Origin of the sequence: Hylemonella gracilis (assembly GCF_004328645.1) — a bacterium.
Classification (GTDB): Bacteria; Pseudomonadota; Gammaproteobacteria; order Burkholderiales; family Burkholderiaceae_C; genus Hylemonella; species Hylemonella gracilis_B.
Map to the genome: position 1 here is coordinate 2,257,590 of NZ_CP031395.1, position 15,092 is coordinate 2,272,681.

General features: G+C 66.2%; 14 protein-coding genes. 10 read left to right on the forward strand and 4 right to left on the reverse strand.

From position 1 onward, the window contains the following. Positions 1-91: 91 nt before the first annotated feature. The 7 genes from DW355_RS10720 to DW355_RS10750 all read left to right on the forward strand — a co-directional run bounded on the left by DW355_RS10720 (position 92) and on the right by DW355_RS10750 (position 7,733). Positions 92-559, forward strand: a complete 468-nt coding sequence (locus DW355_RS10720; RefSeq protein ID WP_131279999.1) for a (2Fe-2S)-binding protein — start codon at positions 92-94, stop codon at positions 557-559. Positions 560-593: 34 nt separating this feature from the next. Beyond that, the gene (locus tag DW355_RS10725; RefSeq protein WP_131280001.1) at positions 594-2,963 is read left to right on the forward strand and encodes a xanthine dehydrogenase family protein molybdopterin-binding subunit; all 2,370 of its coding nucleotides are present in this window, start codon (positions 594-596) and stop codon (positions 2,961-2,963) included. Between the two features lie 10 nt (positions 2,964-2,973). Next, positions 2,974-3,765, forward strand: a complete 792-nt coding sequence (locus tag DW355_RS10730; protein WP_131280003.1) for an FAD binding domain-containing protein — start codon at positions 2,974-2,976, stop codon at positions 3,763-3,765. 112 nt (positions 3,766-3,877) lie between these two features. After that, on the forward strand, positions 3,878-4,792 hold the full coding sequence (locus tag DW355_RS10735) for an AAA family ATPase (protein ID WP_131280005.1): 915 nt from the start codon (positions 3,878-3,880) through the stop codon (positions 4,790-4,792). Between the two features lie 55 nt (positions 4,793-4,847). Further along, positions 4,848-6,041 (forward strand): vWA domain-containing protein, encoded by a 1,194-nt coding sequence (locus DW355_RS10740; protein WP_131280007.1) that lies wholly within the window; start codon positions 4,848-4,850, stop codon positions 6,039-6,041. A gap of 24 nt (positions 6,042-6,065) precedes the next feature. Beyond that, on the forward strand, positions 6,066-6,644 hold the full coding sequence (locus DW355_RS10745; RefSeq protein WP_131280009.1) for an SRPBCC family protein: 579 nt from the start codon (positions 6,066-6,068) through the stop codon (positions 6,642-6,644). Positions 6,645-6,653: 9 nt separating this feature from the next. Then, complete coding sequence (locus DW355_RS10750) at positions 6,654-7,733, forward strand: XdhC family protein (protein ID WP_131280011.1); 1,080 nt, start codon at positions 6,654-6,656, stop codon at positions 7,731-7,733. Positions 7,734-7,737: 4 nt separating this feature from the next. On the opposite strand, the gene DW355_RS10755 is transcribed toward DW355_RS10750, so the two are convergent. The 4 genes from DW355_RS10755 to DW355_RS10770 form a co-directional block, all read right to left on the reverse strand. Further along, positions 7,738-8,649 carry an ABC transporter permease gene (locus DW355_RS10755; RefSeq protein ID WP_131280014.1) on the reverse strand — a complete coding sequence of 304 codons (912 nt, stop codon included), beginning with the start codon at positions 8,647-8,649 and terminating at the stop codon, positions 7,738-7,740. A gap of 73 nt (positions 8,650-8,722) precedes the next feature. After that, positions 8,723-9,622 carry an ABC transporter permease gene (locus DW355_RS10760; RefSeq protein ID WP_131280016.1) on the reverse strand — a complete coding sequence of 300 codons (900 nt, stop codon included), beginning with the start codon at positions 9,620-9,622 and terminating at the stop codon, positions 8,723-8,725. 154 nt (positions 9,623-9,776) lie between these two features. After that, entirely contained in the window at positions 9,777-11,057 is a 1,281-nt protein-coding gene (locus DW355_RS10765) for an ABC transporter substrate-binding protein (protein WP_131280019.1), read from the reverse strand. Between the two features lie 61 nt (positions 11,058-11,118). Next, the gene (locus DW355_RS10770; RefSeq protein ID WP_431733162.1) at positions 11,119-12,171 is read right to left on the reverse strand and encodes an ABC transporter ATP-binding protein; all 1,053 of its coding nucleotides are present in this window, start codon (positions 12,169-12,171) and stop codon (positions 11,119-11,121) included. Between the two features lie 181 nt (positions 12,172-12,352). Here DW355_RS10770 and DW355_RS10775 point away from each other — a divergent pair, with 181 nt between their 5' ends. The 3 genes from DW355_RS10775 (at position 12,353) to DW355_RS10785 (ending at position 15,086) form a co-directional block, all read left to right on the forward strand. Beyond that, a complete protein-coding gene (locus DW355_RS10775; protein ID WP_131280023.1) occupies positions 12,353-13,129 on the forward strand; it encodes a 16S rRNA pseudouridine(516) synthase in 777 nt (258 codons plus the stop codon). Between the two features lie 84 nt (positions 13,130-13,213). Then, a complete protein-coding gene (locus DW355_RS10780) occupies positions 13,214-14,275 on the forward strand; it encodes a YncE family protein (protein WP_431733163.1) in 1,062 nt (353 codons plus the stop codon). Beyond that, the gene (locus DW355_RS10785) at positions 14,259-15,086 is read left to right on the forward strand and encodes a polysaccharide deacetylase family protein (protein WP_131280025.1); all 828 of its coding nucleotides are present in this window, start codon (positions 14,259-14,261) and stop codon (positions 15,084-15,086) included. The genes DW355_RS10780 and DW355_RS10785 overlap by 17 nt, the downstream gene beginning before the upstream one ends. Positions 15,087-15,092: the final 6 nt, after the last annotated feature.

Consider the following 15,092-nt stretch of genomic DNA (forward strand, 5'->3'; position numbering starts at 1 on the left):
ATCGTATCCTAGGGTTTCGCCTAGAACCGCTCGGGCACCGATGAACTGAACAATGGGCGCGCTCCATGACGCACGTGGAAGGAGACAGACCATGCAAGTGAAGTTCAAAGTCAACGGCATGCTCGCGAACGTTGACGTTCCTCCCAACACCTTGCTTGTGCATGCCTTGCGCGAGCAACTGCGTCTGACCGGCACCCATGTTGGCTGCGACACGGCGCAGTGCGGCGCCTGCACCGTGATCGTCAATGGCCGGGCCATCAAGTCCTGCAACACCCTGGCCGCGCAGCACGAAGGCGCGGACATCACCACCATCGAGGGCCTGGCGAAACCCGACGGCACGCTGCACCCCATGCAGGCCGCCTTCAAGGAATGCCACGGCCTGCAATGCGGCTTCTGCACGCCGGGCATGGTCATGAGCGCGGTGGACCTCTGTCGCCACCACCCGAAGGCTGGCGAGGCCGAGATCCGTGAACTGCTTGAAGGCAACCTCTGTCGCTGCACCGGTTACCAGAACATCGTCAAGGCCGTGCAACACGGACGGACGGCGATGGGCGCATGAACCGAAACTGCTTGAACACTGAGGAGACAACATCATGGGTGCCACCGACTTTGCCAAGCTGCCGCACATCGGCGAGGCCGTCCGCCGCAAGGAGGACTACCGCTTCCTGACCGGCGCGGGGCAGTACACCGACGATGTGAACCTCGCGCACCAGGCGCAGGCCGTCTTCGTGCGTTCGCCGCACGCCCATGCGCGCGTCAAGTCCGTGGACGTGCGCAAAGCCGAAGCCATGCCCGGTGTCCTGAAGGTGTACGCCGGCAAGGACATCGAAGGCAAGATGAACGGCCTGCCCTGCGGCTGGCTGATCACCAGCACCGATGGCACGCCGATGAAGGAGCCGCCGCATCCCGTGCTGGCGCAGGGCAAGGTGCGTTACGTGGGTGACCACGTGGCCATGGTGGTGGCCGAGACGCTGCAGCAGGCGCGTGACGCGGCCGAGGTCGTGGAAGTCGACTATGACGTGTTGGATGCCGTGGTCGCGGTCGGCGACGCGAAGCGGGGGCCCGCGCTGCACGACATCGCACCCGACAACCATTGCTACAAATGGGCCATCGGCGACAAAGCAGCGGTGGACTCGGTATTCGCCAAGGCCGCGCATGTGACCCGCCTCGATCTGGTGAACAACCGCCTGATTCCCAACGCGATGGAACCGCGCGCGGCCATCGGCAGCTACAACCGGGCGACCGATGAGTACACCTTGTACGTCGCCAATCAGAACCCGCACGTCGAACGGCTGCTGATGACGGCCTTCGTGCTCGGTCTGCCCGAGCACAAGGTGCGCGTGATCGCGCCCGACGTGGGTGGAGGATTCGGCTCCAAGATCTTCCTCTACGCCGAGGACGTCGCCTTGACCTGGGCCGCGCGGCAGCTCAACCGCAGCATCAAGTGGACTGCCGAGCGTGCCGAAGCCTTTCTGTCCGATGCGCACGGACGTGACCATGTCAGCCACGCCGAGATGGCCATGGACAAGGATGGCAAGTTCCTTGCCCTGCGCGTGCAAACTGACGCCAACCTGGGGGCCTACCTGTCGACGTTCTCCACGGCGGTGCCGACCATCCTTTATGCCACCCTGCTGGCCGGGCAGTACACGACGCCACAGATCTACGTGGAGGTCGACGCCTGGTTCACCAACACCGCGCCAGTGGATGCTTACCGGGGCGCGGGTCGACCCGAAGCCACCTACCTGCTCGAGCGCCTGGTGAGCCGCTGCGGCTGGGAGCTGGGTCTGGGGCAGGATGAAATCCGCCGCCGCAACTTCATCACCCAGTTTCCCTACCAGACGCCGGTGGCCCTGCAGTACGACGTGGGTGACTACCGCGCGGCCATGGACAAAGCCCAGAAGCTGGCCGATGTGGCTGGCTACGCGGCGCGCGTGAAGGCCAGTGAAGCCAAAGGCTTGAAGCGTGGCATGGGTTACTCATCGTACATCGAGGCTTGCGGCATCGCGCCGTCCAACATCGCAGGTGCCCTGGGCGCGCGCGCCGGCTTGTTCGAGTGCGGCGAGATCCGCGTGCACCCGACCGGCAGTGTGACGGTGTTCACTGGCTCGCACAGTCACGGACAGGGCCATGAAACCACCTTCGCCCAGGTGGTCGCGGCGCGCCTGGGCATCCCCGTGGAGAACGTGGACGTGGTGCATGGCGACACGGGCCGGGTGCCCTTCGGCATGGGCACCTATGGCTCGCGGTCCATCAGCGTGGGCGGCGCGGCCATCATGAAAGCCTTGGACAAGATCGAGACCAAGGCGAAAAAGATCGCGGCCCATCTGATGGAGGCCAGCGACGCCGACATCGAGTTCAGCGGTGGTGAATTCAAGGTCAAGGGCACGGACAAGAAAATCCCCTTCGGTCAGGTCGCGTTGACCGCTTACGTGCCCCACAACTACCCGCTCGACAAGTTGGAGCCTGGCCTCAACGAAACCGCCTTCTACGACCCAACCAACTTCACCTTTCCGGCTGGCACCTACATCTGCGAGGTCGAAGTGGACCCGGCCACGGGCGCGGTGCGGGTGGACCGCTTCACGGCGGTGGACGATTTCGGCACCATCATCAACCCCATGATCGTCGAGGGCCAGGTCCACGGCGGTCTGGTGCAGGGCATCGGCCAGGCGCTGTTGGAAAACTGCGTCTACGACCGGCAGACGGGCCAGCTGCTCACCGGCAGCTTCATGGACTACGCCATGCCACGCGCCGATGATTTCCCGACCTTCCAGCTCGACACCATTTGCACGCCGTGCACCCACAATCCGCTGGGCACCAAGGGCTGCGGCGAAGCCGGTGCCATCGGCTCGCCGCCGGCGGTGATCAACGCCGTGCTGGACGCCTTGCGCCCGCTGGGCGTGAAAGACTTCGACATGCCTGCTTCGCCCGCGCGCGTGTGGGACGCCATCCAGTCCGCCAAGTAAGGAGCTTGCCATGTACGCATTCACCTTCGAACGCCCCGGCTCGCTGGCCGACGCTGGTCGGCTCGCCGCCTCGGGTGCCAAGCTGCTGGCCGGTGGCCAGACCTTGCTGCCCTCGATGAGGTTGCGCCTGTCCGATCCAGGCCGCCTGGCCGATCTGGGCGCCGTGCGTGAACTGGCCGGCATCCGCAAGGACGGTCAAGCTGTGGTGATCGGCGCGATGACCCGCCACGCCGAGGTTGCGGAAAGCACAGAGGTCCGATCTGCGATTTCCGCGCTGGCTGACCTGGCCGCGCACATCGGCGACAAACAGGTGCGTGCCCTGGGCACATTGGGGGGCTCGGTGGCCAACAACGACCCGGCCGCCGATTACCCCGCCGCCGTGCTCGCGCTGGGTGCGACCGTGCAGACCACGAAACGCCAGATCGCGGCCGACGCCTTCTTCCAGGGGCTGTTCGCGACGGCGCTGGGCGAGGGCGAGATCATCACCGCCATCCGTTTCCCCGTTCCGAAGCGTGCGGCCTACATGAAGTTCAAGCAGCCTGCCTCGCGCTTCGCCCTGATCGGCGTGTTCGTCGCGCAGACTGACGCCGGCGTGCGCGTGGCCATCACCGGGGGCGGCAACGGTGTGTTCCGTCACGCCGGACTGGAGGCGGCTCTGGGCAAGAGCTTCACGCCCGAAGCTGCCGCCAAGGTGGCGATCGATGCGGGCGAACTGAGTGGGGACCTCCACGGTTCGGCGGCGTACCGCGCTCATCTGATCGGCGTGCTGGCCCAGCGCGCGGTGACCCAGGCGCTGGTCTAGACCGGCCCCGCGGTGCGTGTGCGTTGATGCCCAAGGATCCGATCTGGCGTTGCCGCCCTGACCGAGGCTGCGGCAATTCGACCGCGCCGGACGGATGGGGACGGGGTGGGCGATGACGGCTTCGGTACCTGCCCCCTACGCGTCGATCGACGCGGTGCTTGCGGGTCTTCAGGGCAGCGGCTATTTTGCCGACCGTCGACTGGCCGCGGCAGTCTTCCTGGCCTTGCGCCTGCAGCGTCCGCTGCTGCTGGAAGGTGAGCCCGGCGTGGGCAAGACGGAATTGGCCAAGGCCCTGGCCGTCGCCCTGGGCCGACCTCTGCTGCGCCTGCAGTGTTACGACGGACTGGAGCTGCGTGAGGCGCTGTATGAATGGAACTATGCCGCCCAGCTCCTGCACCTGCGCGCGGCAGAGACCGCCCATCTGGACGCGGAACGGATCGAGCAGGAGGTCTACCAGGAGCGTTATCTGATCCGCCGCCCGCTGCTGCAGGCGCTGCAGGCGTCGCCGCCCGGCGCGGTGCTGCTCATCGACGAGGTGGACCGCGCCGATGAGCCCTTCGAGGCCTTTCTGTTGGAGTACCTCGGCGAATACCAAGTCAGCATTCCCGAGCTCGGCACGGTGCGGGCCGCCGTTGCGCCCGTGACGGTGCTGACCAGCAACCGCACGCGTGAACTCAACGATGCCGTCAAGCGCCGCTGCCTCTACCACTGGCTGGACTATCCCGAGCGTGAGCGCGAGCTAGCCATCGTGCGTGCGCAGGTGCCCGAGGCCGGCGCTGGGTTGTCGGCGCAGATCGCGGCGTTCGTGGGGCGTCTGCGTGAACAACCGTACGCCAGTGCTTTTCAGCGCGCGCCGGGCTTGGCCGAGAGCGTGGAATGGGCGCGGGCCCTGGTGGCCCTGGACACGCTCGCGCTGGACCCGGAGGTCGTGAGCGACACCGCCGGCGTGCTATTCAAGCAGCGCGAGGACGTGGCGGCGCTTACGCCGGACTTGGCGCGGGAGCTGCTGGCGCCGCAGGCCGCCTGAAAGGTTGGCGACATGGTGCGCGAGGCGATGATCCCCAGCCCAATGGAGCACCGCGATGCTGCTCGGTGACGCCCGTCGTGGCAAGCTGCCGGAGAACATCGTCGGTTTTGGCCGGGCGCTGCGGCGCGCCGGCGTGCATCTCGACGGCGCGCGCATCGCGCTGGCCTGCGAGGCCGCGCAGTGGGTGGGCGTCGCCCACAAGCCGGACCTGGGTGCCGCGCTCGAGGCGGTGCTGGTCTCGCGCGAGCAGGATCGCGCCGTCTTCCGGGAACTGTTCGACGCCTACTTCCGTGATCCCGAGGTGGCGCACAAGCTGCTGGCGCAGATGCTGCCCAGTGCCGAAGGCCGGGCCGAGCCTTCCCGGCGCCGCCCCCGTGTGCGTGAGGCCTTGACGCCACAGCGTGCCTTCGGCACCCAGACGCCCCGACCCGCCGAGACCCCGGTGGAGTTCGACGCCGCCATGACGGCCAGCGACCTGCAGCGCCTGCGGCAAGCTGACTTCAACGCACTGAGTGCCAGCGAATACCGCCTGGTCGAGCGCCTGGCCCGCGATGTCGCCTTGCCTTTGCCCAGTCTGCGCGCGCGCCGGTCCCGGCCGGACGTGCGCGGCGCGCGCCTGCACTGGCGCGGCGCCTTGCAGGAAGCCACGCGCACGGGCGGTGAATTGCTGCACTTGCCGCGCCTGCGGCGTCGCGTCGAACCCCTGCCTCTGCTGATCCTCGTGGACGTGTCGGGCTCGATGGAGCGTTATGCCCGCTTGCTGCTGGCGTTCCTGCATGCCGCGACGCGGCAGGTCGGAGGCCGACGGGTCCGGCGCGACCTCTACGCTTTCGGCTCCCACCTGACCGACCTCACGCCGGCCCTGCGCCTGGCCGACACGGACGAGATGCTGGCCGCCGCGAGCATGCTGATCGACGACTACGGCGGCGGAACCCGCCTGGGCGCTTCGCTGACCACCTTGCGTACCCAGCATGCGCGGCGCTTGGTCGGCCGGCGCACTCTGGTGCTGCTGGTCAGCGATGGTTTGGACACGGGCGCGCCTGAACAGCTCGACGTTGAGCTGGCCTGGCTGCGCCGCCGCTGCCGTCGCCTGCTGTGGCTCAACCCGCTGTTGCGCTACGAGGGCTACGCGCCGTTGGCGCGGGGTGCTGCCGCGCTGCACCGGCACGCCGACGGCATGCTGGCCATCCACAATCTGAGCCGGCTTGAAGACTTGGCGGCCAGCCTGGCCGACCTGCTGGAACATTGAGAGAGACTGAGAGAGGAAGCGACCATGGACATGCAAGGCAGCCGCCAGCTCACCGTGACCCAGCAGCAGGCCTGGGACGCGCTCAACGATCCGGAGGTTTTGCGACGCTGCATCCCCGGCTGCGATCAGGTCGAGGCCACGGGGGAAGGGCAGTACGCCGTCGGCCTCAGCTTGAAGATCGGCCCTGTGTCGGCCCGCTTCAAGGGCAAGATCACCTTGTCCGATCTGCAGCCGCCTTCTGGTTACACCCTGCATTTCGATGGCCAGGGCGGTGTGGCGGGTTTTGGCAAGGGCAGCGCCCAAGTCAGCCTGACGCCGGTCGACAGCGGCACAACCCTGGCCTACACGGTGCATGCCCAGGTCGGCGGCAAGGTCGCGCAGCTTGGTCAACGGCTGATCGATGGCGCGGCGCGCAGTCTGGCCGAGGATTTTTTCAAGCGTTTCGACGAGGAGATGCAAGGTCGTCATGGCTTGGTGGCGCCATCGTCCAGCCAGGCCGGTGCGCAAGCGCCAGGCAAGGCCGCAAGGCTGTCCAGGTTCCCAGCCTGGGCCTGGACCGTCGCGGCATTCGCGGTCATCGCTGGCGTGTGGCTGTTGCGCTGAGGTCGGTCCATGGACAACCTAGATCTGCGGGTATTGCGTTGTCTGCGCGACTGGCGCCAGGCGGGGCAGGGTGCGCTGTTGGCCACGGTGGTCCGGACCTGGGGTTCTTCGCCCCGGCCCATCGGGTCCATCATGGCCTTGGCCGACGATGGGGCCGTGGTCGGTTCTGTGAGCGGCGGCTGCATCGAGGACGACCTGATCGCGCGCTACTCCGGGACCACATCGGAGACCGACGCGCCAGCCCTGCCTGCGGGGCCGACGGGTTTCGTCAAATACGGCATCACTGCCGACGAGGCGCACCGCTTCGGTCTGCCTTGCGGCGGCACGCTGGAGTTGCTCCTGGAGCGCGATCCGGACCTCACCCGCCTTCAGGCCTTGGTGCAGGCGTTGGAGGCCGGCCGACTGATGCGGCGCACCGTGCGCCTGGCCGACGGCGCGGTCACGCTCGACGAAGCCGCCGCGCCCGAGGCGCTGCGCCTGGACGAGGTCGCGCTCGTCAACACCTTCGGCCCGGAGTACCGCATGCTGCTGATCGGGGCCGGGCAATTGACCGAGTACCTGGCAACCATGGCCTTGTTCAACGGCTTTGCCGTGACGGTTTGCGATCCGCGCGAGGAATACCGGGGCGGCTGGCGCGTGCCAGGTGCGGTCGTGACAGGCGAGATGCCGGACGACGTGGTGCGTGCCTTCCGACTGGACCGCCGTTCCTGCGTGCTGGCCCTCACGCACGATCCGAAGCTGGACGACATGGCGCTGCTGGAAGCCCTGGGCACCGAGGCGTTTTACGTGGGGGCCATTGGCAGTCGCCGCAACAACCTGGCCCGGCGCGAGCGCATGATGGCGCATTTCGGCCAGACGCTGGTCAGCCTGGCGCGCCTGCGCGGTCCCATCGGTATCTACATTGGCAGCAAGACGCCGAGCGAGATCGCGGTCAGCGTGATGGCCGAGGTGCTGGCGGTCAAGAATGGCGTCGCTCTGCCGCGCGACGTGGACGTGGCCCAGGCCAAGCTCGCGCGCGAGCGGGACTTGGACGGTCCGGGTGATGTCGTTACCGGCGGGGGGCTGCCGGGCCGGGTCTGCGGCGCCTGAGTGCTCAGACCTTGCGCTGCCGTCCCAGCCACCAAGCCAGTGCCACGGTCAATCCCATCACCAGCAGGGAGACCACCGTCGTCAAGGTGCCCAGCGCGTAGATGGCCGGTGTCGTGACGGTACTGGTCAAGCCCTGCAGCTCCAGGGGCAGGGTGTTGACGTCGCCGATGGCCTGCGAGGTGCGGGCGATCTCGTCCCAGCTCAGCGTAAAGCCGAACATGCCCACGCCCACGACCGAGGGGCCGATCAACGGCAGAACCACATGCCGGAAGGTTTGCCAGGGTGTGGCGCCAAGGTCACGTGCCGCTTCTTCGTAGGCCGGATTGAAGCGGTTGAAGACCGCGAACATGATGAGCAGGCCGAAGGGCAGGGTCCAGGTCAGGTGTGCGCCCAGGGCCGAGGTCATCAGGCCCAGCGCCGTGCCGTAGTTTTCGAGTGTTTCCTGCAGGTAGGGGCTGTGCTCGCCCAGCAGGGTGAGCAGCCATTTCAGCCCGCCGTCGAGCAGGCGGAACTGCAGGCCGATGCCCAGCGAGATGATGATGGAGGGCATGATCAGGCTGGCCACGCTGACGTAGAACAGCGCGTCGCCGCCCCGCAATTTCTTGCGAAAGGCCAGGCCCGCCAGCACTGACAGCACGATCGTCAAGCCCATCACCACCGCGCCCAGGAGCAGGGAGCGGCGCAGCGCGGCGGCGATGTCCACCGTGCCCAGGCCCTCGGCCAGTTGCCGGAACCAGTGCAGCGAAAGGCCGCGCAGCGGAAAGGTCAGGCCGCCCTCAGGACCCTGGAAGCTGAGCACGAAGATCGTGACCATGGGGCCGTAGAGAAAGATCACGAAGAGGGTGAAGACCAGGGCCAGGGGCCAGAAACCGGCAGCGCGCGGCTCGCGCACGCTGCGCGTTTTTTCGGGGAACACCGCAGAACCGGCTTTGCCGGGCTGCTGGTGTTGCCCCCTTGAGGGGGAGGCGCCGAAGGCGCTTCGGGGGGAGTCATAACTCTTTCCGAATGTCGACGAGGCGCGTCAGGCCCCAGATGATCATCAGCACCACGGCCAGCAGAATGACTGCGTTGGCCGCCGCCAGCGGGAACTGCAGGTACTGCGTCTGCACCTGGATGATCTTGCCCACGCTGGCGATCTGCTGGCCACCCATCACGCCGATGGTCACGAAGTCGCCCATCACGATGGTGATGACGAAGATGGAACCGATGAGGATGCCCGTCTTCGACAGCGGGACGACCACGTTCCACAGCGTCTGCCAGCCCGAGGCGCCCGCGTCGCTGGCCGCTTCGAGCAGGCTGCGGTCGATGCGCATCATGCTGTTGAAGATGGGCACGATCATGAACATGGTGTAGAGGTGGACGAAGGCCAGCACCACCGAGAAATCGGAAAACAGCAACCATTCCACCGGCTGCTCGATCAGACCCAATCCCATCAGCGTCTGATTGACCAGGCCGTTGCGCCCCAACAGCGGCACCCAGGAAATCATGCGGATGACGTTAGAGGTCCAGAAAGGGACGGTGCAGAGCACGAAGAGCACCGTCTGCATGCCCGGCGAGCGCACGTGGAACGCCAGGAAGTAGGCGACGGCGAAGCCCAGTACCAGGGTCGCGAGCCAGACCAGGAAGCAGAATTTGAGCGTCGACAGATAGGTGCTGAGCGTGACGCAGAAGTCACCCTGCTCGGTCAGACTCGCACACCCCTCGAAGATGGTGAGGTAGTTGTCCAGCGTGAAGCCGGGGATCAGCTCGTATTCGCTGAAATGCCAGAAGCTGACGACCAGCACCAGCGCCAGCGGAATCAGGAAGAAAAGCAGGAACACCGCCCCGAACGGCCCGGCCTGCCACCAAGCGGGCAGGGTGCGTAGGGACGTGGCGGTATTCGTGTTCATAGAAAGAGAATGCAAACCTCAAGCGAGCGCAGCGAAGCCGTTCCAGGGCTCCCGCGGAACCGGCTTTGCCGGGCCGCTGGGAGCGCCCCCTCACAGGGGGGTGGCGTAGCGAACGAAGGGAGCGGAGCCTGGGGGTCGAATTTGTGGACGACGTTCACGCCGCCACAAATTCGTTCCATTTTCTGACCATGTAGGCGTTCTCGTCCATGATGGCGTTCCAGCAGGCGATGCCACCCATGCGCTGCTCGTAGCTGCCGCCGTCGCGCACGCTGCCGGCCTTGGCGATCACCGAGCCTTGTGGGCTCTTGATGTCCTGCGCGGCGGCCTTGCCTTCCATCCAGTAGGCCCACTCGTAGGCTTCCATCTGGGCCTTGGCGGTCTCGAGCACGGCGCTGTAGTAACCCTGGCGATTCAGGTAGGCGCCGGCCCAGCCGTCCAGGAACCAGTTGATGAAGACATAGGCCGCATCCAGCTTCTTGCCCGACAGCGTGGTCGGCAGGCCGAAGCCCGCGGCCCAGGCGCGATACCCTTCCTTCAGCGGCTGGAACACGCAGTCGATGCCCTTGCTGCGTACGGCGGTCACGGCCGGGCTCCACATCGATTGGATGACCACCTCGCCGGAGGCCATCAGGTTGACCGATTCGTTGAAGTCCTTCCACAGCGCGCGGAACTGGCCGGCCTTCTTGGCTTCGATCAGGGTCTTGATCGTCAGGTCGATCTCGGCCTTCGTCATGTTGCCCTTGTCCTTGTACTTGTGGATGCCCTTGGCTTCCACCACCATGGCCGCGTCCATGATGCCGATGGAGGGAATGTTGAGGATGGCGGCCTTGCCCTTGAATTCAGGGTTCAGCAACTCGGCCCAGCTGCTGATCGGACGCTTGATCAGGTCGGGGCGGATGCCCAGGGTGTCGGCGTTGTAGACCGTGGGGATCAGCGTCATCCACTGGGTCGGAGAGGTCGCGAACTTCTTGCTCTTCTCGCCTTCCAGGAAGATGACTTTCTTGGGCGCGGTGCCTTGGTCGCCGACCTTCTTGCCCGCGACCTCACCCTTGGTGAACAAGGGCGTGATCTTGTCGGCGTTCTTGATCTTCTTCGCGTCGATGCCCTTGAGGTTGCCCGTGGGCACGATGTTCTTGAGCGAGAAGTACTCGGTGTCGATCAGGTCAAAGCTGTTGGGCGCGGTGACGGCGCGCTTGGTCACGTCGTCGGTTGTGACGGCCACGTACTGGATCTCGATGCCGGTGTCGGCCTTGAACTTGTCGGCGATGGCCTTGTCCTGGTTCACCGCCGTGCCCAGGTAGCGCAGCACGACTTTCTCCTGGGCGTGGATGGCCGGGGCCATGCCGGTGGCCAGGATGCCACCGACGCCGGCCAATAGGTGGCGTCGGCTCAGGCCGGAGGAAAGATCACCTTGGGGTTCAAGCGTGTCGGACATGGTGTAGCTCCTTGTAAGGATTGAGGGGGTGACAGGATGGGATGATGCGTTGTGGTCTGGTTCAGAGCGGATGCGCGGCCTGCCAGTTCAGGCGCACGGATTCGCCGGGGACGTAGGGGCGTGCCTGGAACTCCGCCTCGGGCAGCATGGCCGAGACGTCGGTGCGCCGATCCACGCCGTCAACCGTGTAGCGGGCGTCCAGGCCCAGCAGCACGTAGGTGCCCTGGTATTCCACGTCGGTCACGATGGCCGGCAGGCCCTCGCCGTGGGTGGCTGGCAAGACCCGCAGATGGTCGTTGCGCACGGCCAACTTGCCCTGCGCCGTGTCCAGCACGTTGTGGCCACCCATGAAGCGCGCGACGAACTCGTTGGCGGGCCGGTTGTAGACCTCACTCGGGGCGCCGGCCTGCTCAATCACGCCGTGGTTCATCACGACCATCAGGTCGGCCAATGCCATGGCCTCTTCCTGCGAGTGCGTGACATGAATGAAGGTCAGGCCCAGTTCCTTCTGCCAGCGTCGTAACTCGGCACGCATCTGCACGCGCAGGAAAGGATCGAGCGCCGACAGCGGCTCATCCAGCAGCAGCACCTTGGGGCTGGTGATCAGCGCGCGGGCCAGCGCCACGCGCTGTTGTTGGCCACCCGAGAGTTCGCCTGGCTTGCGCTGGGTCAGGTGGCCGAGCGAAACGCGTTCCAGCAGATCCTGGGCCTTGGCATGGCGCTCGACTTTGGACATGCCCTTCATCTTCAGGCTGAAGGCCACGTTGTCGAGCGCGCTCAGATGCGGAAACAACGCGAAGCTCTGGAACATCATGGCCGTGCCACGCGCAGCGGCGGGCAACACGGTGATGTTGCGGTTGTCCAGCAGGATGTCACCGCCGCTGACTGTCTCGTGGCCGGCGATCATGCGCAGGGTGGTGCTCTTGCCGCAGCCCGACGGGCCGAGCAGGCAGCAATAGCTGCCGCTGTCGATGCGCAGATTGATCGCATCCACCGCGACATTGCCCGAGGGGTAGCACTTGCTCAGCGCGATCAGTTCGATGGCGGCCTGCCGGGGACTGGTGTGTGCGGACAGTTCGGGCGCGACAGCGTTCATGCGGGCGGTGGCTTGCATCAAACATGCCAGCTCCCCGTGGCCAGGTCAGGCGAGGAATCGCGGCCGACCGCGCGAATTGCGCACCAATTTGTATGCAATCCTGGGTGCATTGATGACCAATGGGGAGGGGCGCCGCGCCGAGACGGTGCATGCAGGCCCGGTTTTCGGACCCGTGCCAGGACTGGGCACAATGCCGCCCATGCAATTGCAGGATATTTTGTATGGGCAGGGTTTCGGCGCGCGTCGGGTCTGTGCCGGGCTGGTGCAGCAAGGGCGGGTGCACGTGGCGGGCGCACCGTGCATCGACCCGTTCGCGGAGTTCGAACCCGAGGGTTTGCACTTGCGGGTGGAGGGGCTGGAAGGTCGCACCGGCCTGCGCGAGGGCGGACTCGACTGGGTCTGCCATCTGTCGGCGCTCATCATGCTGAACAAACCTGCGGGCTACGAATGCTCGCAAAAGCCCTCGGCCTGGCCGAGCGTCTATACCCTGTTGCCCTTGCCGCTGCGCCAGCGCCCGGCTCAGGCCAAGAAGGGTGCGACGGCGGGGGTGCAGGCGGTCGGGCGACTGGACCAGGACACGACGGGTCTGCTGCTGCTGACGGACGATGGGCAAGTGATCCACAAGCTGGCTTCGCCCCGGCACAAGGTGCCCAAGGTTTACGAGGTGGGCCTGAAGCACCCCGTGCTGTCCCCGGCGGACGCCCCCTTCGTGCAGCGCCTGCTCGATGGCGTGGTGCTGGACGACGATCCGCAACCCGTGCGCGCCGCCGCCTGCGAACTGCTCACGTCCCAGCATCTGCGTCTGACCCTCACCGATGGCAAGTACCACCAGGTCAAGCGCATGGTGGCCGCCGTGGGGAACCGCGTCGAGGTCTTGCATCGCTCCCGGATTGGCGAGCTGCGGCTGCCAGAAGAAATGGCACCCGGGCAGTGGCGGTGGCTGGAGATGGCGGATCGCTCCCTGCTGGGACTTTGATCTGCATCATTTCACCGACATAAGGTCGGGATTTCGGCATACGGGAGTGGATACACTTGGTGATTCCTGTTTTGTCCTGGATTCATGGTCTTTCTGCCATTCCTTCGCTTCGCTTCCCTCGGTCCTCGACTGCGCCACCGCCATGCCTGGACTGCGCGCCAAGCCTGGGCGGGGCTGTGCCTGGCCTTGCTGCCGGTCCTGCATGGTCTGGCACGCGCTGCCGGCGAGGAAGTCCCGATCTTCGTGCTGAATTCCAAGGACGCGGATGTGAGCGTGATCAACCCCAGCACCTGGGAAGAGATCAAGCGCATTCCCACCGGCAAGGAACCGCACCATCTGTACCTCACGCCGGATGAGAAGTCCCTCATCATCGCCAATGCCTTTGGTGACTCGCTGACCTTCATTGACCCGCGCACGGCGGAAGTGCAGCGCACCGTGCGCGGCATCCTCGACCCGTACCAACTGCGCTTCTCGCCGGACATGCAGTGGTTCGTGACTGCGGCCAATCGGCTCAACCACGTGGACATCTACCGTTGGGACGGTGAGAACCTGACGCTCGCCAAGCGCATCCCGACCCGGCGCACGCCCAGCCACATCTGGATCGACGCGGCCAGCACCACCGCCTACGTCACCATGCAGGACAGCAGCGAGCTGGTCGCCATTGACATCCCGACGCAGAAGCTGCTCTGGCGCATCTCCACGGGCACCTTGCCGGCCGACGTGTATGGCACGCCCGATGGCCGTCACCTGTTGATCGGCTTGACCGGCGGTGATGGCGTGGAGATTTACGCCCTGGGCGCGTCGTCCGATGTTCCGCCCAGGCTCAAGCAGACCCTGCCCACCGGCGCGGGCGCGCATGCCTTCCGGGTGGTGGGGGACGGCCGGCACGTGCTGGTGAGCAACCGGGTGGCCAACACCATCAGCAAGATCGATTTCCTGAACTTGGCCGTGGTGGATGAGTTCCCTGGCCCCAGCGGGCCTGACTGCATGGACCTGACCGCAGACGGCCGTTACATCCTGCTGAGCTCGCGCTGGGCCGGCATGCTCAGTGTGATCGACACCGAAACCCGCAAGGTGGTGCGGCAGGTGAAGGTCGGCAAGTCGCCGCACGGTGTCTGGACCTTGAACCATGCGCCGCGCCAGTGACTGGCTGCTCGCGGCTTGTTGGCTGTTCTTGGCCGCGACGGTGCGGGCCGAGGATTGCACCAAGCCGGTCTACCTGACGCTGGACACGGGCCATATGGGTGTGGCTGAAGTCGTGGCGCAGGTCTTGCAGCGCCAGCAGGTCCGGGTGACCTTCTTCGCCGCGAACGAGCGCACGATGGAGGGCGACGGCAGCCTGGGCGTGGGGTCAAGCGCCCATTGGGCCGCTTGGTGGCGTGCGCGCGCCGCCGAAGGCCATGCCTTTGCCTCGCACACCTTGAACCATACCTATTGGCGCGCCGACCTGCCGCAGCCGGATGGCAGCGTGCGCTTTCGCGTGCGCGCCTCGGCCGGTCCGCAGACGGGGCAGGATCAAATCTGGGACGCGGCGCGCTATTGCGCGGAAATCAAGGCTGCGGACACGCGTCTGCGCGAAGTCACGGGCGTTGCGCCGCTGCCGCTGTACCGCGCGCCCGGGGGCAAGACCTCGCCCGCGCTGCTGGCGGCGGCACGCAACTGCGCGGGGGGCGGGTACCTGCATGTGGGCTGGTCGGATGCAGGTTTCCTCGGCGATGAACTGCCAAGCGACAAATATCCAAACGACCTGCTACTGCGCCAGGCCCTGCGCGACATCCGCGCGGGCGACGTGCTGTTGGCCCACCTGGGCATCTGGTCGCGGCAAGAGCCCTGGGCCCCGGCCGTGCTGGAGCCGCTGATCGAGGGACTGAAGCAGCGCGGCTTCTGCTTCCGGACGCTGCGCGATCACCCGGATTTCCGGGCCTGGATCGCGACCCATCCCCCGGCTGAGAAATAATCGCGG

Coding starts and splice junctions, on each gene's coding strand:
- DW355_RS10720 (WP_131279999.1), top strand. CDS start 92: ATGCAAGTGAAGTTCAAAGTCAACGGCATGCTCGCGAACGTTGACGTT.
- DW355_RS10725 (WP_131280001.1), top strand. CDS start 594: ATGGGTGCCACCGACTTTGCCAAGCTGCCGCACATCGGCGAGGCCGTC.
- DW355_RS10730 (WP_131280003.1), top strand. CDS start 2,974: ATGTACGCATTCACCTTCGAACGCCCCGGCTCGCTGGCCGACGCTGGT.
- DW355_RS10735 (WP_131280005.1), top strand. CDS start 3,878: ATGACGGCTTCGGTACCTGCCCCCTACGCGTCGATCGACGCGGTGCTT.
- DW355_RS10740 (WP_131280007.1), top strand. CDS start 4,848: ATGCTGCTCGGTGACGCCCGTCGTGGCAAGCTGCCGGAGAACATCGTC.
- DW355_RS10745 (WP_131280009.1), top strand. CDS start 6,066: ATGGACATGCAAGGCAGCCGCCAGCTCACCGTGACCCAGCAGCAGGCC.
- DW355_RS10750 (WP_131280011.1), top strand. CDS start 6,654: ATGGACAACCTAGATCTGCGGGTATTGCGTTGTCTGCGCGACTGGCGC.
- DW355_RS10760 (WP_131280016.1), bottom strand. CDS start 9,622: ATGAACACGAATACCGCCACGTCCCTACGCACCCTGCCCGCTTGGTGG.
- DW355_RS10765 (WP_131280019.1), bottom strand. CDS start 11,057: ATGTCCGACACGCTTGAACCCCAAGGTGATCTTTCCTCCGGCCTGAGC.
- DW355_RS10770 (WP_431733162.1), bottom strand. CDS start 12,171: ATGCAAGCCACCGCCCGCATGAACGCTGTCGCGCCCGAACTGTCCGCA.
- DW355_RS10775 (WP_131280023.1), top strand. CDS start 12,353: ATGCAATTGCAGGATATTTTGTATGGGCAGGGTTTCGGCGCGCGTCGG.
- DW355_RS10780 (WP_431733163.1), top strand. CDS start 13,214: ATGGTCTTTCTGCCATTCCTTCGCTTCGCTTCCCTCGGTCCTCGACTG.
- DW355_RS10785 (WP_131280025.1), top strand. CDS start 14,259: ATGCGCCGCGCCAGTGACTGGCTGCTCGCGGCTTGTTGGCTGTTCTTG.